Source organism: Suttonella ornithocola (genome assembly GCF_001889065.1).
Taxonomy (GTDB): domain Bacteria; phylum Pseudomonadota; class Gammaproteobacteria; order Cardiobacteriales; family Cardiobacteriaceae; genus Suttonella_A; species Suttonella_A ornithocola.
The window spans coordinates 1-23,388 of sequence record NZ_LWHB01000127.1 but is presented as its reverse complement, the minus strand read 5'-3'; the positions used below and the strand labels follow the sequence as shown (position 1 = coordinate 23,388).

General features: G+C 38.0%; 27 protein-coding genes. 18 read left to right on the top strand and 9 right to left on the bottom strand.

Annotated features, from left to right (window positions below; genetic code table 11):
• Positions 1-287 precede the first annotated feature (287 nt).
• Positions 288-695: an acyl-CoA thioesterase gene (locus A5N85_RS09735; protein ID WP_072577051.1), complete on the bottom strand. Its 408-nt coding sequence runs from the start codon at positions 693-695 to the stop codon at positions 288-290.
• Positions 696-966: 271 nt separating this feature from the next.
• Here A5N85_RS09735 and sucC point away from each other — a divergent pair, with 271 nt between their 5' ends.
• Together sucC and sucD are read left to right on the top strand one after the other, a co-directional pair.
• A complete protein-coding gene (sucC, locus tag A5N85_RS09730) occupies positions 967-2,127 on the top strand; it encodes an ADP-forming succinate--CoA ligase subunit beta (RefSeq protein WP_072577050.1) in 1,161 nt (386 codons plus the stop codon).
• A gap of 10 nt (positions 2,128-2,137) precedes the next feature.
• Positions 2,138-3,010 (top strand): succinate--CoA ligase subunit alpha, encoded by an 873-nt coding sequence (gene sucD / locus A5N85_RS09725; RefSeq protein WP_072577049.1) that lies wholly within the window; start codon positions 2,138-2,140, stop codon positions 3,008-3,010.
• Positions 3,011-3,253: 243 nt separating this feature from the next.
• Here sucD and A5N85_RS09720 read toward each other — a convergent pair whose 3' ends face one another.
• The 7 genes from A5N85_RS09720 to A5N85_RS09690 form a co-directional block, all read right to left on the bottom strand.
• Positions 3,254-3,712, bottom strand: coding sequence for a chemotaxis protein CheX (locus A5N85_RS09720; protein ID WP_072577054.1), 459 nt, complete (start codon positions 3,710-3,712; stop codon positions 3,254-3,256).
• Positions 3,712-4,080 carry a response regulator transcription factor gene (locus A5N85_RS09715; protein ID WP_072577048.1) on the bottom strand — a complete coding sequence of 123 codons (369 nt, stop codon included), beginning with the start codon at positions 4,078-4,080 and terminating at the stop codon, positions 3,712-3,714. Before A5N85_RS09715 ends, A5N85_RS09720 begins: the two co-directional genes overlap by 1 nt.
• Positions 4,081-4,099: 19 nt before the next feature.
• Positions 4,100-6,250, bottom strand: a complete 2,151-nt coding sequence (locus A5N85_RS09710; protein ID WP_072577047.1) for an ATP-binding protein — start codon at positions 6,248-6,250, stop codon at positions 4,100-4,102.
• A 406-nt stretch (positions 6,251-6,656) separates the two neighbouring features.
• A complete protein-coding gene (locus A5N85_RS09705; protein ID WP_072577046.1) occupies positions 6,657-7,106 on the bottom strand; it encodes an ankyrin repeat domain-containing protein in 450 nt (149 codons plus the stop codon).
• On the bottom strand, positions 7,103-8,563 hold the full coding sequence (gene pyk / locus A5N85_RS09700; protein WP_169818654.1) for a pyruvate kinase: 1,461 nt from the start codon (positions 8,561-8,563) through the stop codon (positions 7,103-7,105). The genes A5N85_RS09705 and pyk overlap by 4 nt, the downstream gene beginning before the upstream one ends.
• Positions 8,564-8,572: 9 nt before the next feature.
• Entirely contained in the window at positions 8,573-9,154 is a 582-nt protein-coding gene (locus tag A5N85_RS09695; protein WP_072577053.1) for a 5-formyltetrahydrofolate cyclo-ligase, read from the bottom strand.
• Positions 9,142-10,113: a LysR substrate-binding domain-containing protein gene (locus A5N85_RS09690; RefSeq protein ID WP_072577044.1), complete on the bottom strand. Its 972-nt coding sequence runs from the start codon at positions 10,111-10,113 to the stop codon at positions 9,142-9,144. The genes A5N85_RS09695 and A5N85_RS09690 overlap by 13 nt, the downstream gene beginning before the upstream one ends.
• 225 nt (positions 10,114-10,338) lie before the next feature.
• On the opposite strand from A5N85_RS09690, the gene cysK reads away from it, so the two are divergent.
• The 16 genes from cysK to A5N85_RS09610 all read left to right on the top strand — a co-directional run bounded on the left by cysK (position 10,339) and on the right by A5N85_RS09610 (position 23,187).
• Positions 10,339-11,286 (top strand): cysteine synthase A, encoded by a 948-nt coding sequence (gene cysK / locus A5N85_RS09685; protein ID WP_072577043.1) that lies wholly within the window; start codon positions 10,339-10,341, stop codon positions 11,284-11,286.
• 80 nt (positions 11,287-11,366) lie between these two features.
• On the top strand, positions 11,367-11,945 hold the full coding sequence (ampD, locus tag A5N85_RS09680) for a 1,6-anhydro-N-acetylmuramyl-L-alanine amidase AmpD (protein ID WP_072577052.1): 579 nt from the start codon (positions 11,367-11,369) through the stop codon (positions 11,943-11,945).
• A 109-nt stretch (positions 11,946-12,054) separates the two neighbouring features.
• The gene (locus A5N85_RS09675) at positions 12,055-12,861 is read left to right on the top strand and encodes a serine hydrolase (protein ID WP_245936041.1); all 807 of its coding nucleotides are present in this window, start codon (positions 12,055-12,057) and stop codon (positions 12,859-12,861) included.
• A gap of 31 nt (positions 12,862-12,892) precedes the next feature.
• The gene (locus A5N85_RS09670) at positions 12,893-13,429 is read left to right on the top strand and encodes a YceD family protein (RefSeq protein ID WP_072577041.1); all 537 of its coding nucleotides are present in this window, start codon (positions 12,893-12,895) and stop codon (positions 13,427-13,429) included.
• Positions 13,429-13,629: a 50S ribosomal protein L32 gene (gene rpmF / locus A5N85_RS09665; protein ID WP_072577040.1), complete on the top strand. Its 201-nt coding sequence runs from the start codon at positions 13,429-13,431 to the stop codon at positions 13,627-13,629. The genes A5N85_RS09670 and rpmF overlap by 1 nt, the downstream gene beginning before the upstream one ends.
• Before the next feature lie 17 nt (positions 13,630-13,646).
• On the top strand, positions 13,647-14,690 hold the full coding sequence (gene plsX / locus A5N85_RS09660) for a phosphate acyltransferase PlsX (RefSeq protein WP_072577039.1): 1,044 nt from the start codon (positions 13,647-13,649) through the stop codon (positions 14,688-14,690).
• Positions 14,687-15,655 (top strand): beta-ketoacyl-ACP synthase III, encoded by a 969-nt coding sequence (locus tag A5N85_RS09655; RefSeq protein ID WP_072577038.1) that lies wholly within the window; start codon positions 14,687-14,689, stop codon positions 15,653-15,655. The genes plsX and A5N85_RS09655 overlap by 4 nt, the downstream gene beginning before the upstream one ends.
• 12 nt (positions 15,656-15,667) lie before the next feature.
• Entirely contained in the window at positions 15,668-16,603 is a 936-nt protein-coding gene (gene fabD / locus A5N85_RS09650; RefSeq protein ID WP_072577037.1) for an ACP S-malonyltransferase, read from the top strand.
• Positions 16,600-17,340, top strand: a complete 741-nt coding sequence (fabG, locus tag A5N85_RS09645; protein ID WP_072577036.1) for a 3-oxoacyl-ACP reductase FabG — start codon at positions 16,600-16,602, stop codon at positions 17,338-17,340. The genes fabD and fabG overlap by 4 nt, the downstream gene beginning before the upstream one ends.
• Positions 17,341-17,424: 84 nt before the next feature.
• Positions 17,425-17,664, top strand: a complete 240-nt coding sequence (gene acpP / locus A5N85_RS09640; protein ID WP_072577035.1) for an acyl carrier protein — start codon at positions 17,425-17,427, stop codon at positions 17,662-17,664.
• 80 nt (positions 17,665-17,744) lie between these two features.
• A complete protein-coding gene (gene fabF, locus A5N85_RS09635) occupies positions 17,745-19,004 on the top strand; it encodes a beta-ketoacyl-ACP synthase II (protein WP_072577034.1) in 1,260 nt (419 codons plus the stop codon).
• Between the two features lie 2 nt (positions 19,005-19,006).
• Complete coding sequence (gene mltG, locus A5N85_RS09630; protein WP_072577033.1) at positions 19,007-20,020, top strand: endolytic transglycosylase MltG; 1,014 nt, start codon at positions 19,007-19,009, stop codon at positions 20,018-20,020.
• Complete coding sequence (gene tmk, locus A5N85_RS09625; RefSeq protein WP_072577032.1) at positions 20,017-20,637, top strand: dTMP kinase; 621 nt, start codon at positions 20,017-20,019, stop codon at positions 20,635-20,637. Before mltG ends, tmk begins: the two co-directional genes overlap by 4 nt.
• Positions 20,634-21,581, top strand: coding sequence for a DNA polymerase III subunit delta' (locus A5N85_RS09620; protein ID WP_072577031.1), 948 nt, complete (start codon positions 20,634-20,636; stop codon positions 21,579-21,581). Before tmk ends, A5N85_RS09620 begins: the two co-directional genes overlap by 4 nt.
• A complete protein-coding gene (locus A5N85_RS09615) occupies positions 21,578-21,934 on the top strand; it encodes a PilZ domain-containing protein (protein WP_072577030.1) in 357 nt (118 codons plus the stop codon). The genes A5N85_RS09620 and A5N85_RS09615 overlap by 4 nt, the downstream gene beginning before the upstream one ends.
• A 5-nt stretch (positions 21,935-21,939) precedes the next feature.
• Positions 21,940-23,187 carry a transglycosylase domain-containing protein gene (locus A5N85_RS09610; RefSeq protein ID WP_072577029.1) on the top strand — a complete coding sequence of 416 codons (1,248 nt, stop codon included), beginning with the start codon at positions 21,940-21,942 and terminating at the stop codon, positions 23,185-23,187.
• A 5-nt stretch (positions 23,188-23,192) separates the two neighbouring features.
• Here the strand turns inward: A5N85_RS09610 and A5N85_RS09605 are convergent.
• On the bottom strand, positions 23,193-23,388 hold a 196-nt coding region (locus A5N85_RS09605; protein WP_249023950.1), incomplete at its 5' end, for a transposase.

Sequence of the window (23,388 nt, the reverse complement as noted above, 5' to 3'; positions counted from 1 at the left end):
TGCTTGCTTGCTTGCTTGCTTGCTTGCTTGCTTGCTTGCTTGCTTGCTTGCTTGCTTGCTTGCTTGCTTGCTTGCTTGCTTGCTTGCTTGCTTAATCATGGTAGATTTCCTTATGATTAAAGTAAATGACCGTTTTGTTATAGAATATTAAGTATAGACTAAGTGTTGGACAGGATTTGTCATTTAAATTTTCTTCTAGCAATTTTTTTATAACATTCTGTTTTATTTATTTTTATAAAATAAATATCAATATATTATTTCAGAATTGTTATCATGCTGAAGTATGTTCAAAGGTCTTTTTCAATTTCTTTAACTTTTGTAACGACATCATCAGGAATTTTACTTGGTTGGTAGGTTTGTGAGTCTAACCAAACCATGACCGCTTTTGAGCTTGCTGCTCGTTGTTCTCCATTCCAAATTTCTGCAACAACGTCAAAACTACTGTTTCCTAACCGAGAAATTTTGGTTTTAACAGTAAGATGTGCTGGATAGATAATTTGTGCTTCAAATTTACATTGCATTTCTGCAAGGACGACTATTGGCATTTTGCCTTTTAACACAGGTAAAACAAAGTCTTCAAAGTAGGCGAATCGTGCTGATTCTAAATACCGAAAGAAGAGTGTGTTGTTAACGTGCTGATAGGCATCCATATCTCCCCAACGAACATCTACTTCGTAATGATGCGAAAATGTCATATAGATTCCTTTGTTTTTTGAAGGCATCATCATACAAGCCACAACAGCGGTTGTATAGTTATATCGAAATTTCACGCTGAAGACTATCTATAGCACTCTTCACCCATCATAAATAAAGAAAATAGACAATATATTCATCCTTATCCACATTTTCTTATCAATTAACGTCATTGATAATAGCCGAACCTTACAAATATGATAGAATGTTTTAGATTTTTAGGGTATTTCCGCTTTGCGGCGCCCAAATTTTTTGACTAAACAGGAAAATTCTATGAATTTACATGAATATCAGGCGAAAGCGCTTTTTCGTGAATATGGCGTTAGTATCCCTCGTAGTATTTTAGCCAAAAGTGCTGATGAAGCGGTTGCAGCTGCTGAGGAGCTTGGTGGAGAGGTATGGGTTGTTAAAGCTCAAGTTCATGCAGGTGGTCGCGGAAAAGCTGGCGGGGTAAAAGTTGCTAAATCTCTTGATGAAGTTCGCCAATATGCTGACCAAATGATTGGCAGCACATTAAAAACAAAACAAACTGGCGATGTCGGTTTACCAATTAATATGGTATTAATTGAAGAAGGCTTAAGCATTGCAAATGAACTTTATATTTCAGCAGTTGTTGACCGTGCCACTCGTCGCGTATCATTCATTTGTTCTTCTGAAGGCGGTATGGAAATCGAAGAAGTTGCTGAGCAAACCCCTGAGAAAATTATTAATTTAGGTGTTGATCCATCTGCTGGCTATTTCCCGTATATTGGGCGCGAAGCAGGTTTTGCCATGGGCTTAGATAAGAAGCAAGTCGGTCAATTGGTGAAAATCATGGAAGGCTTATATAAGCTCTTTATCGAAAAAGACCTTGCTATGGTAGAAATCAACCCGCTCATCGTCACTAATGATGGCGACCTCCTCGCTTTAGATGCGAAGATTGGAGTTGATGATAATGCGCTTTATCGCCATAAAGATTTAGAAGAAATGCGCGACTCTACACAAGAAGATGAACGCGAAAATAAAGCCCAAGAGCTACAGCTGAACTATGTTGCATTAGACGGCAATATTGGTTGTATGGTTAATGGTGCTGGTCTTGCAATGGCAACTATGGATATTGTGAAACTTCACGGTGGGCAACCTGCGAACTTCTTAGATGTCGGTGGTGGTGCAACAGCTGAGCGCGTCAAAGAAGCATTCAAATTGATTCTGACTTCTCCTGAAGTTAAGTCTATTTTAGTAAATATCTTCGGCGGTATTGTTCGTTGCGATTTAATCGCAGAAGGCATTATCAATGCAGCAAAAGAAATTGACCTTAAAGTGCCTGTTGTTGCACGTTTACAAGGGACTAACGTCGAGCTAGGACGCAAAATGCTAGATGAAAGCGGATTAGGTATCCAATCCGCTGATGACTTAACCGATGCCGCGAAAAAAGCGGTTGCCGCAGCACAATAAGGAGAAAGCCATGAGTATTTATATCAATAAAGACACTAAAGTGATTACCCAAGGCTTTACTGGTTCACAAGGAACTTTCCACTCTGAACAAGCCATTGCTTACGGTACGCAATTAGTCGGTGGCGTTACCCCTGGCAAAGGTGGACAAACGCATTTAGACCGTCCTGTATTTAATAGCGTTTACGAAGCCGTTAAGGAAACGGGTGCAAATGCTTCTATGATTTTTGTTCCCCCTCCATTTGCGGCTGATTCTATTTTAGAAGCAGTAGATGCGGGGATTGAAATTATCGCTTGTATTACCGAAGGTATTCCCGTTTTGGACATGATGAAAGTAAAAGCGGCATTACAAGGCACTAAAACTCGTCTAGTGGGTCCTAACTGCCCGGGTGTTATCACTCCTGGCGAATGCAAAATGGGAATTATGCCTGGTCATATTCACTTAAAAGGTTCTGTGGGTATTGTTTCTCGCTCAGGTACCTTGACTTATGAAGCGGTTCATCAAACCACGCAAATTGGCTTAGGTCAATCTACCTGTGTTGGTATTGGTGGTGATCCAATCAATGGTACAAACTTTATTGATGTTCTTTCTGCTTTTGAAGCAGATGAGCAAACAAAAGGAATTGTAATGGTTGGTGAAATCGGCGGTAGCGCTGAAGAAGAAGCCGCTGAATATATTAAAAGCCATGTTAGCAAGCCTGTTGTTGCTTATATTGCTGGTGTTACTGCACCTCCAGGTAAACGCATGGGACACGCAGGTGCAATTATCGCCGGTGGGAAAGGAACAGCGGCTGATAAATTCAAAGCACTTGAAGCTGCTGGTGTTGCAACGGTTCGTTCTCCTGCCGATATTGGCGAAACATTGAAAAAATTGATGAATGCTTAAGTAAACATTCTATTTAATTTTAAAGACCAGTTTGAAAGCTGGTCTTTTTATTTATATATAGTAAAAGGCTACTAGAACAGTTACAGTATTAAGATAGATGAATAAAGTAGGCGCACATACTATTACTGGAATAGCGATCTAATTTCTGTGACTCTTTTATTAGCCTTTAACTATAGAGCCTAAAAAAATAGTGCTAAAAATATAGCACCATTAGATAAGAAATTATATAAAGTATCGTATATTTTAATCTTTAGAATTTTGGAAACAAATAACGATAGCAGCAGAGTATTTTTGCCAAGTAATTGGAATTACATAAGAACGCGCATCTTTTGGCAAATAAATTTCATCTGGCGCACCTCTAATGACCATTGGCACAGAAATCATAAAGTTTTCACCGTATTCTTTTCGAGCATTACCTGAAATAGTGTTAGCCACCTCTCCAACAAGGTCTAATAAGCTATTTTCATCTGTACCACTTTCACCCAATGATAAAAGAATATGTCTCAATAAAACACTTGGGGCAGTGAAATATACACAACCTTTGTAAGCACCAGAAATTCCAATAATTCCTGTGAAATCATGTGCTTTAGGCGTATTATTTTCAACTAAATATGGAGTACCAATCTCTGCATCAATTTTATTAACTTCATTAAAAAAACGGTTAACGCCATCAATAAACACCTGCATTCTTTGTTCTTTTATCATAGAATATTCTCCATTAATTCATTTAGCGCATCTAATAATTGTTGATCTGTAAATGGCTTAGTTAAAAAGCCATTTGCACCTAACTCTAATGCTTTAATACCTGTCGATTTATCCGAAAGCGCTGATACAACTAAAATTTGCACTGTAGGCTTCACTTTTAATAGCGCCTGAATACAAGCAAGACCATCCATTTCTGGCATAGTTAAGTCCATTGTAACCACGTCAGGATTATGTGTTTTACACATCTCTATTGCTTCAAGCCCATTTTTAGCTTTACCAATAATTTGGAAAGGCGACTCTTTTGGTAACCGAGAAATTTTATTTCGGATAATCATTGAGTCATCTACTATCATTAAACGATACATATTCATTAAGTCCTTAATCTTAACGCTCTGCTGGAATACGAATAACAAAACGTGTAAATTCTCTAGGTTTAGAATTAATTGCTACTTTTGCACCTAAACTACGAACTCTATCTCTAACAACATTCATACCAACACCTTGTCCAGCATCTTCTGTTACATCATTAGAAGTAGATACACCCGAAACAAAGATAGACTGATATAACTGAGCGTCTGTCATTTCGTCTGGATTATGTTTAAAATTGGGAACGTGACGAAGTTTTTCGCGCAAGGCTTCTACATCTATACCATTTCCATCATCCTCAATAATTAGGTCATAAAAACCTTCTCTTTTACGAAGATGAATACCTAAATTACCATTTTGCTCTTTATTTACTGCTAACCGTTCTTGCGGTAACTCAATACCATGTACTATAGAATTTCTAATCAACTGGATAGCTATTGATTTCAACATATCCATCCGTTCTTCATTAAAAGGGGTATGATCAAATCCATCAACAATTACATTGACCGATTTTTTATTTCTTTTTGCAACTTGATGAGCAAAAGACTCTAAATATCTATCTGTAACATGCTCTTTGTCATCAACATTTGAAGTTAAAGATTGGATAGTTTGCACTTCATCACTAATACTTTCTCCTGCTGAATGACTACGCAAACGGTCTTGTAATGCTTTTAAGACATTTAATTGCTCAATAATCGCATCTAAGCTAACTGCAACAGATAAGAAGTCATCCCCAGCAAGCGTATTTTTTTCACGTAAGCCTTTTAGCTTAGTTTCCATTTCTTGACAAAGTACAACAAATTGCTCAAATTCTAAAGCTGAAGATTCACCTTTAAAACTATGAACTTCTCTAAAAATTTCTTCTACTTTTTGATGAAGAGCATCTGATTTTTTATCACTTCGACGCAAAATCGCATTAATTCTATTTGTTACAGCATATCCATTCCTCATATAGCTTTCTAAGATACTCGGATTGACGCGTAATACTTTAACCAACAACTCAATTTGTCGGTTATTTTGTTCTCTTTCTTTTTCCAATCGATTTTCTAACTCAACTTCTTGCGTAATATCAGTTACTGAAACAAGTACCCGCTTAATTTCTTTATCTTCATATACTCTGTTGAAGTCAAATTTTAAATAACGATCTTCTATATCACCTCGACCGTTATCAAAAAATACTTGAATACGATTCAAAGGATTTAATGAACGAATAAGTGATTCTTTAATTCGTGGTTTAAATAGCTGATCAATATAACTTTGTGTATCTGCGACATCTCTATCACTAATAATTTTGCCAAGCACTTCTCCTAGTGATTGTTCTTGCATTTTCATACCAGGCAAAATTTCTAATAGTTTTTTAGATTGTTGGTGTCCAACACGCATATCAGGACCAACAAGGAACAAACCTTCTTGTACAGTATCTAAAATTTCTTCTGTTTCTTTACGCGCTTCTTCCGCTTTGACATCTGAACGAATTAATTGACGTACAAAGTAGAACATGAAGATTAAGAAGTAAATCATGGTTACAGCAATACCGATGTATTGAGCCCAAGCTAACATGTTAGAGTTTTTTTCTAGATTAGCAGAGAAGATATTTGCCATATGACTAATATCGTTATACATTCTAGCACTTGATATCTGAGCTTCGTTTACTGCTAAATCTAAAGGAGTTTCAGTCGCAAAAATATCTCTAGCACCTTTATAATATTCTTTGACCAATGGTTCAAATTGATTCCAGTCAGTGGTTAAGCTAGATAATGTCAATTTAAGTTCAGGATCATTTTCTACTGATTGTAAATAAATATTATCAACTTTTTGTTCATGATCATGATCATCATCAGTTATTAGAGAAACTTCTCCACCGTTTTTAAAAGCATTTAAGAACTTTGCTAAAAGACTGGTCTGTGCTTCTAAACGCTCAAGTGATGTTCTAATATGAGGACTTTCTGGGTCTTCCCCCCAGCTCAATTTCATATCATACAAATCCCGTGTTACTGTCTGAATAGCACTACGCATTTCAGAAGCAGCTAATAGCTGATCTTGTAGCCGGGCTACTTCTCGTGTTGAATACGTATTTAGCCCCAACAAACCAATAATAATCATAATGAATAGCGTAACGGAAGCAATAAGCCCTCGATAACGTTTCAGAAAACCTGTTCGATTATCCATTTCTTTTCCCTATAATCTAGCAAAAACATTAAATAAAATACATCAACTAAACCTATATGTAAATCTCATAATTCAACATAGAGCTTAATAATATGTTTTTTATGCAAAAAATATCCTTTTTCTCTTATCTAGAATAGATTTTAATATAGAACCTACATCATACAATTTAATTCTAATTTAAACCTATTTATACCTTAATCATTCATATCTTCAATTGTCTCCACATAACTTTAAATTGTTTTATAAACTTGCTTCGCTATTTTATTTTTAATGCAATAGATTTTTTCGATTTGGTTACAATTATTTTTGTAAAAACATCTTAAATTATTATTTATTTTTATGAAAATCCAAGGAAATTTTATTGTATTCAGCTAATATTTTTTGTATTTCTGTTCTATCTCTCATATCATTTTTTTTTTGCTGCATTTATCATAAGCCAATCAAAAAACTCAAAAGTATTCATACCATTAACTAATGAGTCTGGTCGATAAATTTTGACACTGGTATCTGCACCATGCTTTAATAAAAAGCGAACCATATCCGCGTCATTAAACAATACGGCAGCTGCTAACGAGGATAACCCTGCTCTATCTAGCTCATTTAATGAGCATCCTCTTCTTAGAGCTTCATTTAAAGCAGAAAGAACTATTTCAGAATCAATTCCGGGTTGAGAATGAGCAGCAATAAGCATGTTTACAATATTTCCTGCTTCATCTTCTCCAATAGCATAATGACATTGTTTATTATCTGTATATCGTATAGATTGCATTAAACTAAGACGTTCATCCAATTCTGAAGCAGAGGATATCGCTGTAAGTAGCGATATCCCTAATAATATAGCCTGTCTTTGCTTCATTTTGCGCGATTAATCTGTAAAGTATTTGTTGCGCCTTGTTTACCCATTTGCATACCACTAGTGATAACGTATAAGTCACCACTTTCTACAACATTACGCCATTGAAGATATTCTTCTACCTCTTGAATAGCAGTTTCATGATCTTTACTGGTATCTAACATCATTGGTCTAACACCACGATAAATTGCCATTTTACGCTGCACATGAACGCTTCCAGTTAATGCATAAATAGGAATATTGATACCATAACGGCTTACTTGGAAAGCTGTTGTGCCACTTTCTGTCAAAGCAACGATCACTTTTGCCCCAATTTTCTGTGCAGTAAACACAGCACCAGCCGCAATAGTATGATCGATACGATTTGTTGTGCTGACATTCATATCAACATTATCTAATGGTGGCTCAGCATTTTCAGCTGCTTGACATACCAATGCCATTGTACGAATGGTCTCAAAAGGATACTTACCAACGGCTGATTCAGCAGAAAGCATGACAGCGTCCGTACCGTCTAATACAGCATTAGCCACATCAGAAACCTCTGCTCTTGTTGGAACCGGATTACTAATCATACTTTCCATCATTTGTGTTGCCGTAATTGTGAAACGACGATGATGGCGTGCTAATTTAATCATTTTCTTCTGCAAAGCAGGCACAGCGGCATTACCTACTTCAACAGCTAAATCACCTCTAGCCACCATAATGCCATCACTAGCTTTAATAATTTCTTCCAAATTTTGAATGGCTTCAACTCGCTCAATTTTAGCAATTAAACCGGGATGCACGCCCTTTCCAGCCATTCCTTGAGAAACTAATTGTCTCGCTAACTCCATATCAGAAGCTGATTTTACAAAACTAACGGCAAGGTAGTCTGCTCCAATTTCTAACGCCGTTTTTAAATCCCTAAGATCTTTTTCTGTTAAAGCAGGTGCCGAAAGTCCTCCACCTTGTTTATTGATACCTTTATTGCTCTTTAAAATAGCGCTATTTTCTACTATGGTATAAATTTCACTTCCATTTACTTTCGTAACAGTTAAAGTTAGCAAACCGTCGTCTAATAAAAGAACATCTCCAGCTTGCACATCTTTAGGTAAATCACGATAATCTAGACCAACACGCTCTTTTGTTCCCTCTCCCTCAAATGCAGCATCTAAAATGAGCGTATCACCCTCAGATAAATTAATAAAATTATCTTTTATTTTTCCTACACGAATTTTAGGCCCTTGTAAATCCGCAATAATAGCCACTTGACGTCCAGCTCTTTCAGAAGCTTCTCGAACCTTACGAGCATTTTCAGCGTGAAACTCTGCCGTCCCGTGACTAAAATTAAAACGCACAACATTTAAGCCAATTCGAATCATTTGCTCTAAAATATCTACTTCGCTACTAGCAGGCCCTAAGGTTGCTACAATTTTCGTATGATGACTAATCCGAGTTAAATCGCGCTTCATACCCATAATTAAAACTCCTTAATTAAATTGCAATAATGCTTTTTCATGTGCTAAGGCATCCATTGGAACATCCCATGCTTGACAAGCAAAGGACTCTATCTGCTGACAAGCATAAGCCATTCCTAGTAATAGAGGAGAGCAATCCTTATGCTTATTTTCAAAGGTTCTATCATAAAAACCTCCTCCCATACCTAAGCGTTCACCTTTTAGTGTAAACCCTACTAAAGGCATCACGACTAAATCTAATACTATACTACGCTCTATACTTCCTTTTTCCAATGCTGGAACTTTCATTCCCAAATAATCAGTCTCTAATACTGTTTGATTATCATACTGTCTCCAACTTAAAAAAGCAGTTTTACCTACAACAACAGGTAAATAAAGCAAATACTTTTTCTCCCAAAGCTTTTCAATCAAGGGGCGTGTATCTATCTCCTCAGACAAAGAAAGAAAAACCCCTATCTTACTAATATCAAATTGCTTTTCGATAAAAGAAACAGCGTAATCCGCTGCTAAAATTGAATAACGCTCACGTATTGCACCTTGAATCTCTGCCCTACGCTGGCGCAGAATTCTGCGCAACTGCTTTAAATCACCCATCCTTCAGGATCTCTACCAATTTGTAATTTATGAATAAATTGTTGCACGGCCTCTTTATTAGCACCTGGAACAATTTGCTCGATAAAATCATAATGAATAGGTCGTAATCTTTTATCTTCATTCCATGCTAAATACGTTTGAAACTGATCCAACCACTCTGACATGGACCACATCACTAAATCACTATCTGCTTCTGAGTCATAAGCCATATCAGCAATAATTCCCACTCCCAATCCTTGTCGCACATAATTTTTTATCATATCTGCATTTCGCGCAGTAACGGCAATTCTTGGACTCAAACCTACTTCATTCATAGCTGTCATTAAACCAGAAGGTCCTTTATGTGAAGTCACATAAGTAATTAAAGGATAGCAGCTAATCTCTGCCAAACTTGAAGGACGCCTTTGTGCCAGAGGATGTTCCTTAGGCACCACCATTACCGCCTCCCAACCCATTGCAGGTAAATAAATCAAATTACGCAAACTTACCTGATAAGGCGCTAAAGACATTGCAGAAAACCAACCAAAATCCACTTCTTGATTGCGCAACATCTCTAAAATCTGAATATTTGTTGCTTCAATAATATTTAGAGGAATATGCGGATAAATGCGGTGCATATAAGGCATACAGTCTGATAAACGATAACGCGCAAGTGTATTAGTTGTCGCAATATGAAGCTGGGAAAAGCGTTCTTCTTGGCTTCGCATACCCAACTGACGAATATTTTCAATTCCAACTAATACTCGATCTATTTCGGGCATTAACGCGTCCCCTAACGGCGTTAGCCCAACAAAACTTTTACTATTTCGCTTAAATACTTGCATGCCAAGCATTTCTTCGAATAACTTAATTTGCTTACTAACAGCAGGCTGAGACATATGAAGCGCTTCAGATGCCGCTGTAACGCTATAACCATTTTGCACTACCGCAAAAACACATTGCAGCTGCCTTAGTTTCATATAATCATCCGTTATAAAATCTATTTACTTATATATTCTATTGTACAATGCATAGATAATTCCTTTAAAATAAATTATGAACATTATCAAATTCCTTTTAGCATAAATCACTCTCTTCTTTGGACTTTATTTCTCTTATAACTAAATATCATAATTCAATAACGAATAGCTATTTTGGTAACTAACAGAAAATCTACTACTATAAAGAAAATATAGGAGAAAATTATGCTTTATAACAACATATTAGAAACCATTGGACATACTCCCATTGTGCGTATCAATCGTTTAGCACCAAAAGATATTGAAATGTATGTCAAAATTGAAGCGCGCAATCCTGGTGGTTCTGTTAAAGATCGCTTAGCCTATGCGATAATTACCGATGCAGAACGCAAAGGTTTGCTAAAACCCGGTCAAACTGTTGTAGAAGCCACTTCAGGGAATACTGGCATTGCACTAGCAATGGTCTGTGCGGCTAAAGGCTATCCATTTATTGCTGTTATGACAGAAACTTTCTCTGTTGAAAGACGCAAACTCATTAGAAGTTTTGGTGGAAAAGTCATCCTAACCCCCGCTGCCGAAAAAGGACAAGGAATGGTTCGAATTGCCAAAGAACTCGCAGAAAAAAACAATTGGTTTTTAGCCAATCAATTTGCCAATCCAGCCAATCCGCAATATCACCGCGAAACAACCGCTGCTGAAATATTAAGAGATTTTGCTGGCAAAAGATTAGACTATTTCGTTAGCGGATATGGCACAGGAGGAACTATCAGCGGCACAGGAGAAATACTAAAAGCTGCTCGCCCACAAATAGAAATCATTGCAACTGAGCCTGTAAATGCTCAATTATTAGCTGGAAAAGAATGGGCAGCTCATAAAATTCAAGGTTGGACACCTGATTTTATTGCAGAAACTATGAATGAAAACATCTACGACTATCTTATTCCTGTTGGAGATGAAGAAGCCAGAGACACTGCGCTTTCTCTTGCAACTCAAGAAGGGATTCAAACAGGTATATCAGGTGGTGCAACATTCAATGCTGCCTTACAATTTGCGCAAACCGCTCCCAAAAACTCCGTTATTTTAACTATGTTGCCAGATGGTTCTGAGCGTTATATGTCTACTTTCTTATTTGAAAGTATCAATGAAGGTTCTGACGATAATTTACTTCCATAAAACAATCAATAGATAGCGTTAGTTAAGTGCTATCTATTAAACAATTGCCCAATTATTTAAAACATAAGAACATCATCTTGATAACAAAAATAGAAATCAACTCAGATGGCTGGCTACTATTATCTAACCTTTGCCAAATTATACGCTCTCCATATTTTAATCAGCGACCACCAAATACCGAGATAGACACAATTGTCTTACACAACATCTCTCTCCCTCCCTTAGAATTTGGGCAAAAATATATTAACGCGTTATTTCTAGGAACACTCCCAAAACTTCAAGATAAACACCCTTATTTTAAAAATATTGCACATCTAAAAGTCTCCGCCCATTTTTTTATTGGAAGAAATGGTATAATCACACAATATGTTTCTACACTTAATCGAGCTTGGCATGCAGGTCAATCTCAATACAAAAATCGGGAAAACTATAATAATTTTTCCATTGGTATCGAGCTCAATGGTGCTGATTATTTTCCCTATACACTGAAACAATATCAAACCCTTGCTCAACTCATTCTTGCCCTAAAACAAAGACACCCTAAAATAACGCTCGACAATATCACAACACACAGCCAAATTTCGCCTAATCGAAAAACAGATCCTGGTCCCGCTTTTAACCTTAATTTTCTCTTACACTCATTAAAAAATCTTCGCTAAATAACAAACCTTTTTTTGCTACACTGTAAAAAATTTAACTCGGTTTCACTCCATGCTCAGCAAAAGACAATTCATAAAGACTGCTGCTTACCTAAGTGCCAGCATAATATTGCCTAATCCTAGCTATGCAAATAACCTTTCGCTCAACAAACAAGTTCAAAACGCTATTCAAAAAATGCGCTTGGACGATCGAATTGCAAACGACGAAAAAACTGTTTGGTTAGCGACAGATATTCATACTGGTCGTGCTTTTTTAGAAATCAACCCTAACCAACCCATGCAAATGGCAAGCATGGTAAAACCGCTTGTCATACAAGCCTATCTGTACTGTCATTACTTAAAAAACCCGCAACTATATCCATTAAACGATAGAATCATGGAAGAAATGCGAGCAATGATAGTTAAAAGTAACAATACTTTTACAAACTACCTATTTAAGCGGCTAGGCGGTCCTCAAGGGGTTCAATGGATGCTACGAAAACAAGCACCTAATATATTTAGAAACATCCATATTGTTGAAAATATCCCCTCAGGTGGCAAAACTTATCTCAATAAAGCTACCGCTGCAGATTACACTCGCTTTATGCATGCTTTATGGCGTAATCAACTTCCGGGTGCCGAAATTTTAAAAAATCTCATGTCTATTAAAAATCACAATCGTATTACCGTTAATACTCAGCATATCCCTAATACATTAACTGTATATGATAAAACAGGTTCAACTTCTCGTTTATGTGGAAACTTTGGCATCATTGATTATCACGACTCACGAGGAAATTCGCGCCCCTACACATTTACTGGTATTATTGAGAAAAAGCACTCTGCTAAAAACTACGCGAGTTGGATCACCTCTAGGAGCAATGTAATGCGAGAAATATCAGATATTGTTTATCTTTTTATTAGCCAACAAAGCTAACGATTTTTTGACAGTCTAAAGAGTTAAGAGTATGATGCGCCATCCCGCAGCCGAGCAGTTGCCTAAACATATAGAACCTTGGACAATAGCACGTAGTAGAAAAATTCTAAAAGGAAGTTTTCCACTCATGCAAACCCAAGAGCTTAGGCAATGGGCAGAAAAAGGCAAGAACATTGAAGTCTATCTAGAAGGTTATCTTGATCAACAACATCGAGCACACCTAAAAGGTCAACTTCAATTAACACTATCATTGCAATGTCAGCGATGTTTAGAGCCAATGCCTTGGAATGCTGATATTCGCTTTGATTACTTGCTTATTCATAATGAATCACAAGAGCAACAAGTTGAATACGGCAGCGAAACATTAATATGCGCTGAGGACGATATGGACTTAGCATGGTTTTTAGAAGAAGAAGTTTTGCTGGCAATGCCCATGATCGCCAAGCATGACAACTGTACTATGCTGATAAATACGGTATCTGAAACTACGCCTTCAGATGAAGGAATAAAAAAAGAAACCCCATTTGCCCAGCTAAAAACACTCATGAACAAGAAGGAGCAACCGTAATGGCCGTTCAACAAAACCGAAAAACCCCCTCTAAACGTAATATGCGTCGTAGCCATGATGCACTAGGCTATGCAACCTTATCTACAGATGCACACACCGGAGAGCGTCATCGCCGTCACCACGTAACCACAGATGGATTTTATCGTGGGCGCCAAGTCATTGTTCAGCCTGCTGATACTATTGAGTTTGACGAAGAATAAAACATCATAGTTAACAGATGACCAAGCAGGCATCCGTTAGCATCGCCATTGATGCCATGGGCGGTGATATCGGATTAGATACCACGCTGGCAGCCGTTATAACCGCACAAGCCAAACACCCTGACCTTTTTCTTATATTGGTTGGGGAACAGGCTGCTATCAAATCGCATCAACTATTTTCAAAAATAGATTTATCTCGCGCTGAAATATTTCATTGCACCCAAGTCGTTGATATGGACGAAGCTCCAGCTAATGTGCTACGCCATAAAAATGACTCATCCATGTGGAAAGCTATAGAACTAGTCCGCGATGGAAAAGCACATGCTTGCGTAAGTGCAGGCAATACTGGTGCCTTAATGGCAAGCGCAAGATATATCCTTAAAATGTTGCCAGGTATTTCACGTCCAGCCATTTGTGCCACCTTACCTACGCTTCATGGACATGTTCATTGGTTAGATTTAGGCGCTAATGTTGATTCAAAACCTGAGCAACTTGAACAATTTGCCGTAATGGGTTCAGAATTAACTCGTGCTGTAGATAACAACGCTAGTCCAAAAGTAGGATTATTAAACATTGGTGAAGAAGCTATCAAAGGCAATGATGTTGTAAAAGAAGCAGGCAAGCTATTACAGAATGCTCCTATCAACTACATTGGGCATGTTGAAGGAAACGACATTTTTCTCAAAAAAGAATTAGATGTTGTTGTCTGTGATGGTTTTGTTGGCAATGTCGCACTTAAAACTGTCGAAGGATTAGCAAAATTTATTCAAAAATCCTTAGAAGCTCAGTACAAACGTAGTCTATTTACCAAAATAGCTGCGCTTCTTTCCTTACCCGTTTTAAAACGATTAAAAACCACGATTGATCCGCGTATGTATAATGGCGCTACTCTATTAGGATTACAGGGAATTGTGGTCAAAAGTCATGGAAATGCTGATGCATTCGCTTTTGCAAACGCTATAAAAATAGCACGCTTAGAAGTAAAAAATGGTGTAATTGATAAAATTCGCGATAAACTACCTCAACCAACCACCTCCTTGGAAAATAATAAATCCTCATGAACTACAGTAAAATTCTTGGTACCGGTAGCTACCTCCCTGAACGAATTATCAGTAATGATGAGCTTAGCCAAAGCTTAGATACTTCTGATGAATGGATTCGTACTCGCACAGGTATTGAACAAAGACATATTGCCGCTCCTAACGAAAGCAGCACAGATATGGGCGAACAAGCCGCCCTTAGAGCACTTGAAAGCGCAGGAATCTCCGCGCAAGATTTAGACCTAATTATTGTCGCCACTTCAACACCTGAACATCTTTTTCCCAGTAATGCCACTCAATTACAATCTCGTTTAGGCTGCAAAAATATCCCTGCTTTTGATATACAGGCCGTATGCTCTGGATTTATCTATGCATTAACTGTTGCTGATAATTTTATTAAAGCTGGTACCTACCGACATATTTTGGTTGTTGGTTCTGAGCTTTTTACCAATGCTCTAAACTGGCAAGATAGAAGCACTGCTATTTTATTTGGTGATGGCGCTGGTGCTGCTGTTCTTGGCGCTTCTGATACGCCAGGTATATATGGTAGCATTCTACATAGCGATGGTGGGTTTAAAGAATTACTTTGGGCACCTTGCGGACCAGGTTCTTCTGCTAATGATTATGCCGTTCGTAGTCGATTTATTGAAATGCAAGGGCGTGAAGTCTTTAAAGTTGCTGTTCGTTCTTTATCTGGATTGGTCGGCGAATTGCTAGAAAAATGCAATATGTGCGCTGAAGAAATTGATTATCTTGTCCCTCACCAAGCAAATCTACGCATTATTAGCGCAACAGCTGAACATTTAGGCATGTCAATGGATAAAGTTATCGTCACGGTAAATCAACATGCAAACACTTCTGCCGCCTCAGTACCTCTAGCATTAGATTACGGTATTAGGAGCGGAAAAATTCAGCGTGGACAAAAATTACTATTAGAAGCATTTGGCGGCGGCTTTACTTGGGGTGGCTGCATTCTTACCTACTAATAAAAGGAGTCTATTATGAGCATCGCACTTATTTTTCCAGGACAAGGCTCACAAAGCGTGGGTATGATGAAAGCCTTTAGTGAACAATACAGTTTGGTTAAGGAGCGATTTCAAGAAGCTAGCGATATAGTAGGATATAATCTTTGGGATCTTACTCAAAACAATACCGATAATTTTCTTAATCGCACTGAATATACTCAACCAATTATTCTAACTGCTTCAATTGCTGCGCTAGAAATTCTTAGAAAGGAAATCTCTTTTACGCCCAATTATATGGCTGGACACTCTTTAGGAGAATATACAGCTTTATGCGCTGCTGGCGCGCTTTCATTTGCAGAAGCTATTCATTTAGTCCATACCAGAGGAAAGTTAATGCAAGAAGCTGTACCTCATGGCGAAGGGGCAATGGCTGCTATTCTAGGATTAAAAAACGCAACTGTAAGCAAAATTTGTGGAGAAGTTGAAGGAGAAGTTTATCCTGCAAACTTTAATGCACCAGAACAAGTTGTTATTGGAGGGCGATACGAGGCTGTTAAAAATGCCTGCGAAGTTTTTAAAGAAGCTGGCGCAAAGCGTGCGCTTTTGTTACCAGTAAGCGTTCCTTCTCATACGCCTTTAATGCGACCTGCTGCAGCAAAACTTGGATTATATTTAGATAAGGTTCACTGGAAACCACTAAATACGCCTGTGATATTTAATGTGGATACCAAGTTACACGCTGATCGCTATGGTATTGAAGCTGCTTTGGGAGCCCAGCTTTATCAACCTGTATTGTGGGCAGCAAGTATTTTGAAGTTAGTAGGTGAAGGCGTTACTGCTTGTATAGAGGTCGGTCCTGGAAAAATTCTGACTGGTCTTAATAAGAGAATTGATAGTAATTTATCAACTACTGCTTTTAATACGCCTGAAGCACTTGAAAACGTCTGTCATCTTGTGGAGAATACATGAGCAAAATTAGTGGAAAAACAGCTTTAATCACTGGTGCTAGCCGCGGGATTGGCAAAGCTATTTTATTTGCGCTAGGCAAAGCAGGTTGTACAGTCATTGGAACAGCAACTTCTAAATCAGGCGCGCAAGCTATCACTAAAACAATTGAACAAGCTGGATTTACCGGCTGCGGAATGGTTTTGAATGTGAATAGTGAAGATAATATTGAAAAAGTCTTTACCGAAATCAAGCAAAATTATAATCCCATTGAAATTTTAGTAAATAACGCTGGAATTACAGACGATAATCTACTGATGCGGATGAAAGCTGAGCAGTGGGATAATGTTATCAATACAAATCTAAATAGCGTTTATCGCCTTTGTAAAGCGAGTAGTCGCGATATGATGAAAGCACGATTTGGTAGAATTATCAATATCGCTTCTGTTGTTGGAGTAATGGGTAATGTTGGGCAGACCAACTATGCTGCTGCAAAAGCTGGATTGATTGGTTTTTCAAAATCCTTGGCACGTGAAATTGGCTCTAGAGGCATTACCGTTAATGTTATTGCGCCGGGATTTATCTCAACAGATATGACAGATAATTTACCAGATACTCAAAAACAAGCGCTCATTGATAACGTACCATTAGCCAGTTTAGGAAAACCAGAAGATATTGCTGAAGCAGTTGTATTTTTAGCACAAGCTGACTATATTACAGGTGAAACATTACATATTAATGGCGGTATGTATATGATTTAGTTTGTGCGAGCAAAACTTTTTTACCCCATTAGTCAGATAAGATATAATACGCGAACTTTTTTTATCAAACCATAGGAATCAAAAATGAGTAACACCATTGAAGAACGTGTCATCAAAGTAATTGCTGAGCAACTAAGCGTTGACGAAGCGCAAGTTAAGCCAGAAGCACATTTTATTGATGATCTTGGCGCAGATTCATTAGATCTTGTCGAACTTGTCATGTCTCTAGAAAAAGAATTTGACTGTGAAATTCCCGATGAAGAGGCAGAAAAAATCACTACTGTTCAATCTGCTATCGATTATGTAAAAGCCAATCAGGCTTAATCGGGGTAGCTATCCAAATCACTAACCACGATAGTGTCCCTACACTATCGTGGTTTTTTATTTTACTAATAAGAGCATTTATGACTACAACCACTGCACATCATCTACAACGAGTTGTTGTTACAGGTATGGGCATCGTTAGCCCAGTTGGTAGCCAAATAGAAAAAGCTTGGCAAAATATTTTAGCAGGCAAAAGCGGTATTCAACCCATTACCGATTATGATGCCAGCGATTTACCTGTCCGTTTTCGCGGTTCTGTTAGCGACTTTGATAGTGAAAAATACTTTTCTGCTAAAGAAGCTAGAAAAATGGATACGTTTATTCATTATGGAATGGCAGCAGGTATTCAAGCCATTAAGGATTCTGGGCTAAATCTTGATGATGAAGCACTTTTAGAGCAAACTGGTGTCATTATTGGTAGTGGAATTGGTGGTTTACCCGGGATGCTAGGGGGTTATAAGGAATTTCTTGAGCGCGGTGCGCGCCGTGTTTCTCCTTTTTATGTTCCTGCTAATATCATCAATATGATTTCTGGTAATCTTTCTATTCGTTACGGCTTAAAAGGTCCTAATCTTGCCACCTCAACAGCTTGCGCCAGTGCAACTCACTCTATTGCACAAGCATACCGTATGCTACAACATGGGGATGCAAAAATTATGATTGCTGGCGGTGCAGAAATGGCAGGCAATGATATGGGAATTGCTGGATTTGCTGCAGCCAAAGCCTTATCTACCCGAAATGAGGAACCTCAGGCTGCTTCTCGTCCTTGGGACAAAGACAGAGATGGTTTTGTCTTAGGGGACGGCGCCGGCGTTTTGATTCTAGAAACTTTAGAGCATGCTAAAGCACGCAATGCAAAAATCTATGGAGAGTTAATTGGCGTGGGAATGAGTGGAGACGCTTATCATATTACCGCTACACATCCTGAAGGAATTGGTGCAGCACGCTGTATGACACAAGCTTTAAAAGATGCCCGTATCAATCCTGAACAGGTAGATTATATCAATGCACATGGAACCTCCACACCTATTGGTGATTTAGCGGAAACACAAGCTATCAAGAAAGCTTTTGGAGAAACAGCTTATCAAACGGTTGTCAGTTCTACTAAATCTATGACTGGTCATGCTTTAGGTGCTGCTGGTGGGTTAGAGGCCATTTTTACTTTACTGGCTTTACGCGATGGAAAAATTCCACCGACTATCAATTTAGATAATCCTAGTGAAGATTGTGATTTAGATTATTGTCCTAATACCGCTCGCGATGCCAATATAACTATTGCTATGTCAAACTCATTTGGTTTTGGCGGTACAAATGGCACTCTAATTTTCAAAAAAATCTAATAATGATTCAAAAAATCCTACGCCACCTACTCCTATTAACCTTCCTAATGCTTTTAGGATTAGGTGGTATAGGCTATTTTATCTATCAACAAACTTTACAAACACCTATTCAAGCGCAAAACAATACAATTATCCATATTCCTAAAGGTAGTAGTGTTACCAGTATTGCTCGTATCTTAGAGCAAGATTATGGACTGAAAAACAGCTGGGTCGTTCCGCTATATGCCAGACTTAATGGAAGCGCACAAAAAATTCAAGCTGGATATTATCGCCTTGAGCAAAATATAACCATTCCAGTATTATTGCATAAAATGATTAAAGGCGAGGTTGCTACTTTTTCTTTTCAATTAGTAGAAGGAAAAACCGCAAAAGCCTTATTAGAACAACTTTCTAATACACCAGATATTACGCAAACTTTGCAAAATAAAACACCAGAAGAAATTGCAAAAGCACTAAATATTAACGGAAGCTTAGAAGGACAATTTTTGCCTGAAACCTATCATTTTCCCTATAAAACTACGGATTTAGCGCTACTTAAACGAATGCACCAAGCATTACAATCCGCCTTATCAGAAGCTTGGAGCAAGCGCTCAAATAATATTGCCTTAAAAACGCCCTATGAAGCTTTAATTCTTGCTTCAATTATTGAAAAAGAAACCGCTATCCCTTCTGAAAGAGAGCAAGTTTCTGGTGTTTTTAATCGACGCTTACAAAAAAACATGCGTTTACAAACTGACCCAACTGTTCTGTATGGTTTATCTTCACCAAAACAGATACTAACAAAAAAAGATTTACAAACAGATACGCCTTACAATACTTATACACGCAATGGCTTGCCGCCTACGCCCATTGCACTGCCCAGCAAAGCCTCTATCCAAGCAGCTGTCAATCCTGATAATAGCAATACGCTTTATTTTGTAGCCAATGGCGCAGGTGGACACAGCTTTAGCGTCACCTACCAAGAACATCAGAAAGCCGTTCAACATTATCGTAACCAATTAACGAAAAAACCATGACTGGAAAATTTATTACTTTAGACGGCACAGAAGGAGCGGGCAAAACCACTCAATTACGCTACATTAAACACTATTTGCATCAAAAAAATAAAACGGTTTATCTCACACGTGAACCGGGTGGAACTGCCGTTGGTGAAAAAATTCGAAACATATTTCTTAATCCTAATTTAGTTCCAACGGCTGAAACAGAACTCCTACTAATTTTTGCTGCCCGTAAGCAACATTTAGAACAAGAGATATGGCCACGATTACAAGAAGGCGAATGGGTTATTTCTGATCGCTTTAATGATGCAACTTATGCTTATCAAGGTTATGGTCGTGGAATTGATTTAACACGTATTCGTTCCCTTGAAAAATGGATACAAGGAGATTTTCAACCTCATCTCAGCCTAATCCTTACCGTCTCAGAACAGATTGCCAAAACTCGACTAAATCAACGAGAACAGGAAAAAGACCGTATGGAAAACGAAAATCAAAAATTTTTCCAACGGGTTGCGTCTGGTTATTATCAACGTGCAGAAAATGAAACGCACGTCCACTTAATTGAGGCGAATAAAGAACCACAAACGGTTTTTCAACAAATACAATCCTACCTTGATACATTACTTGATTCATGAAAAAAACTTATCCATGGACAACGTTACCAGCGCCTTTGTTACCACTCACAAAAAAGCCTATTAATTGCTTATTGCTTATCGACCCACAAAAAGAAAATGCAAAAGCTCTTGCCTATCAATATCAATTAACCACGCTTTGCCAGCAAACGATTGATGATAAACCTTGTGGACACTGCCAAGCTTGTCATCTCATTGCCCAAGAAATCCATCCCGATACTCTCTATTATGAAGCGCCCTTAAAAACTGCTGAAGTGAGAGAACTCATTACAAAAATCAGCAAAACGCCGGTATTAAATGATTATCGACTTATCTATTTAGCCGATATTGATCATTACAACGACTATGCACTTAATGCTCTTCTAAAAACCTTAGAAGAACCTCCTTCTCACAGCCATTTTATTCTTAGCGCAAGCACTCGTCGTGCAGTAAAACCCACTATTCTTAGCCGCTCTCGAATTATCAATGTTCTTCAGCCAAATACGCAGCAAGCCCTAAATTGGCTAGTCAACCAAGATATCGAACCTTCAAAAGCACAAGTACTTCTTTCTCTTTTTCATAATAATCCTTTTCAAGCAGTTGCCTTAAAAGATAAACCCGAACCCTTACAAATATTGCCAGATTTAGCACAGTATTGTGCCTTCCCACAAAAAACGCTTAAATTTCTCCAGCAACTTGATCAATACGACGAAAAAGACAAACTTCACTTACTTATCTTAAACTTAGAAACACTTATTTCTATCATACAACTAGACACTTATCCGCAAAATTGGCACAATCCACACATTGACAAAGAACTCATAAAAACCATTGACCCCTATCGGTTACACAGTTTATATGCAGCTCTTTGCCGCTTACGATTACCCAACCAAATACAAATCAATACTTCCGCGACAATCAGAAGTTTATTACTTACACAATTAGATAATAGGAATTTAATCTTATGAGCAATCCTCAATCCAAACTTAAAAAAGGTGTCATTCAATTGAAATTGAATGACAACCGGGAACTATATCAGGCTTACATGCCATTTGTAGACGGCTGTGGTATTTTTTTTGCTACAGAAGAACAATACCAACTGGATCAAGAAGTCTTCGTCTTTCTAGAATTACCCGAAAAAGCGGGGAAATTTGCAGCCTCTGGGCGAATTGTTTGGTTAAATCCACCTAAACCAGCGGTAAAACGTGTTCCCGGCATTGGCATTCAATTACGCGGTCGAGAAGCCCCTAAAATTCGTGAAGCGATTGAAGAGAGTCTTGGAAAAATGTTAAGCAGCGGACTGCCGAGTGCTACCATGTAGCATTTATGCGCAAAAAAATCTCCCTATTACTGCTCTTTATTCTTAATAGTATTTGTCTTCTTCTTTGGCTAGATATTCTTTATCCACCCAACCTCAATAAAATTCAACACTTATCTAGACAAGTTCTTGACCACAGTGGAGAACTTGTCTATTTAACCTTAAGTTCTGATGATACTTGGAGAATTTCTACTATTACGTTACCAGAAACCTATAAAAAACTACTTATTCATATAGAAGATAAAAATTTCTTTCAACACCACGGCATTGACTTTGGTGCTATCATCCGCGCAGGCTATCAAAATCTCAAAGCTAGACGAGTGATTAGTGGTGCCTCTACTCTTACCATGCAAACAGTACGATTACTCGAACCTCGCCCGAGAACCTTTAAAAATAAAATTATCGAAGTCTTTCGCGCTTGGCAGTTAGAACGCCGACTGAGCAAAAGCGAAATTCTTCAAATTTATTCCACACTCGCGCCAATGGGTGGCAATATAGAAGGTATTAACGCTGCAGCTTTGTATTACTTCAACAAACCCGTTACAAAACTCTCATTATCAGAAATCGCATGGTTAATTACCATTCCGCAAGCTCCAAATCGATTAAAGCATCCGCAACAATCTCTAAAAGCGCGTAATCAATTACTAAATAAAGCCTATCAAAATAGTGTCATTAGCCAAACTGACTACCACAATGCCTCAAAAGAAATGTTAACTTTACATCAATATTCCTTTCCTCGTTACGCCCCTCACTATAGCCAAAAACAACTTTCTCAACACCCACAAGAAAATATCATTTTAACCGCTTTAGATTTATCACTACAGAAAAAACTAGAAAATCGACTCACAAAGGCTCTAGCGCAATTAGATAACAAAAGTAACCTTGCTGCCGCCATTATTGATAACAATACTGCTCAAATACTTGCTTATCTAGGCAGCGCTGATTATTACAGTACCAGAAGAAAAGGGCAAAATGATCTTCTTACAGCTATCCGCTCTCCGGGCAGCACCCTAAAACCCTTTATTACACTTTATGCTTTTGAACATTTACGATACCAAGCAAACAGCAAAATTGATGACACCCTTATCACTACCCTATCTTATAGGCCGACTAATTATGACGGATATTACCGGGGAACCATTACCTTAACAGAAGCCCTAGTTGCCTCTAGAAACATTCCTGCCGTTCGATTACTCGCAGAAATTGGCGCTGAAACCTTTACCCAATATCTCAAAAAAAATCAGCTACCTTTATAGTGCAATCATCTAAAACCCAACCCAATCCAAAGCAGATAAAAGAATAAAGTATCAATACAATCCATCCGCCATTCTTTGCGTATTTGCTTAATCCAAGCCCACATCTTTTCAATAGGATTTAAGTCTGGACTATAAGGGGGTAACCAAACTATCTCATGCCCATGCTCTTCAATGATTGCTTGAATATCACTGCGTTTATGA

What these genes read in the sequence shown, in the direction of transcription:
- A5N85_RS09735 (WP_072577051.1), bottom strand. Translation starts at nt 695, where the DNA reads ATGACATTTTCGCATCATTACGAAGTAGATGTTCGTTGGGGAGATATG.
- sucC (WP_072577050.1), top strand. Translation starts at nt 967, where the DNA reads ATGAATTTACATGAATATCAGGCGAAAGCGCTTTTTCGTGAATATGGC.
- sucD (WP_072577049.1), top strand. Translation starts at nt 2,138, where the DNA reads ATGAGTATTTATATCAATAAAGACACTAAAGTGATTACCCAAGGCTTT.
- A5N85_RS09715 (WP_072577048.1), bottom strand. Translation starts at nt 4,080, where the DNA reads ATGTATCGTTTAATGATAGTAGATGACTCAATGATTATCCGAAATAAA.
- A5N85_RS09710 (WP_072577047.1), bottom strand. Translation starts at nt 6,250, where the DNA reads ATGGATAATCGAACAGGTTTTCTGAAACGTTATCGAGGGCTTATTGCT.
- A5N85_RS09705 (WP_072577046.1), bottom strand. Translation starts at nt 7,106, where the DNA reads ATGAAGCAAAGACAGGCTATATTATTAGGGATATCGCTACTTACAGCG.
- A5N85_RS09695 (WP_072577053.1), bottom strand. Translation starts at nt 9,154, where the DNA reads ATGGGTGATTTAAAGCAGTTGCGCAGAATTCTGCGCCAGCGTAGGGCA.
- A5N85_RS09690 (WP_072577044.1), bottom strand. Translation starts at nt 10,113, where the DNA reads ATGAAACTAAGGCAGCTGCAATGTGTTTTTGCGGTAGTGCAAAATGGT.
- cysK (WP_072577043.1), top strand. Translation starts at nt 10,339, where the DNA reads ATGCTTTATAACAACATATTAGAAACCATTGGACATACTCCCATTGTG.
- A5N85_RS09670 (WP_072577041.1), top strand. Translation starts at nt 12,893, where the DNA reads ATGATGCGCCATCCCGCAGCCGAGCAGTTGCCTAAACATATAGAACCT.
- rpmF (WP_072577040.1), top strand. Translation starts at nt 13,429, where the DNA reads ATGGCCGTTCAACAAAACCGAAAAACCCCCTCTAAACGTAATATGCGT.
- plsX (WP_072577039.1), top strand. Translation starts at nt 13,647, where the DNA reads ATGACCAAGCAGGCATCCGTTAGCATCGCCATTGATGCCATGGGCGGT.
- A5N85_RS09655 (WP_072577038.1), top strand. Translation starts at nt 14,687, where the DNA reads ATGAACTACAGTAAAATTCTTGGTACCGGTAGCTACCTCCCTGAACGA.
- fabG (WP_072577036.1), top strand. Translation starts at nt 16,600, where the DNA reads ATGAGCAAAATTAGTGGAAAAACAGCTTTAATCACTGGTGCTAGCCGC.
- acpP (WP_072577035.1), top strand. Translation starts at nt 17,425, where the DNA reads ATGAGTAACACCATTGAAGAACGTGTCATCAAAGTAATTGCTGAGCAA.
- fabF (WP_072577034.1), top strand. Translation starts at nt 17,745, where the DNA reads ATGACTACAACCACTGCACATCATCTACAACGAGTTGTTGTTACAGGT.
- mltG (WP_072577033.1), top strand. Translation starts at nt 19,007, where the DNA reads ATGATTCAAAAAATCCTACGCCACCTACTCCTATTAACCTTCCTAATG.
- tmk (WP_072577032.1), top strand. Translation starts at nt 20,017, where the DNA reads ATGACTGGAAAATTTATTACTTTAGACGGCACAGAAGGAGCGGGCAAA.
- A5N85_RS09620 (WP_072577031.1), top strand. Translation starts at nt 20,634, where the DNA reads ATGAAAAAAACTTATCCATGGACAACGTTACCAGCGCCTTTGTTACCA.
- A5N85_RS09615 (WP_072577030.1), top strand. Translation starts at nt 21,578, where the DNA reads ATGAGCAATCCTCAATCCAAACTTAAAAAAGGTGTCATTCAATTGAAA.
- A5N85_RS09610 (WP_072577029.1), top strand. Translation starts at nt 21,940, where the DNA reads ATGCGCAAAAAAATCTCCCTATTACTGCTCTTTATTCTTAATAGTATT.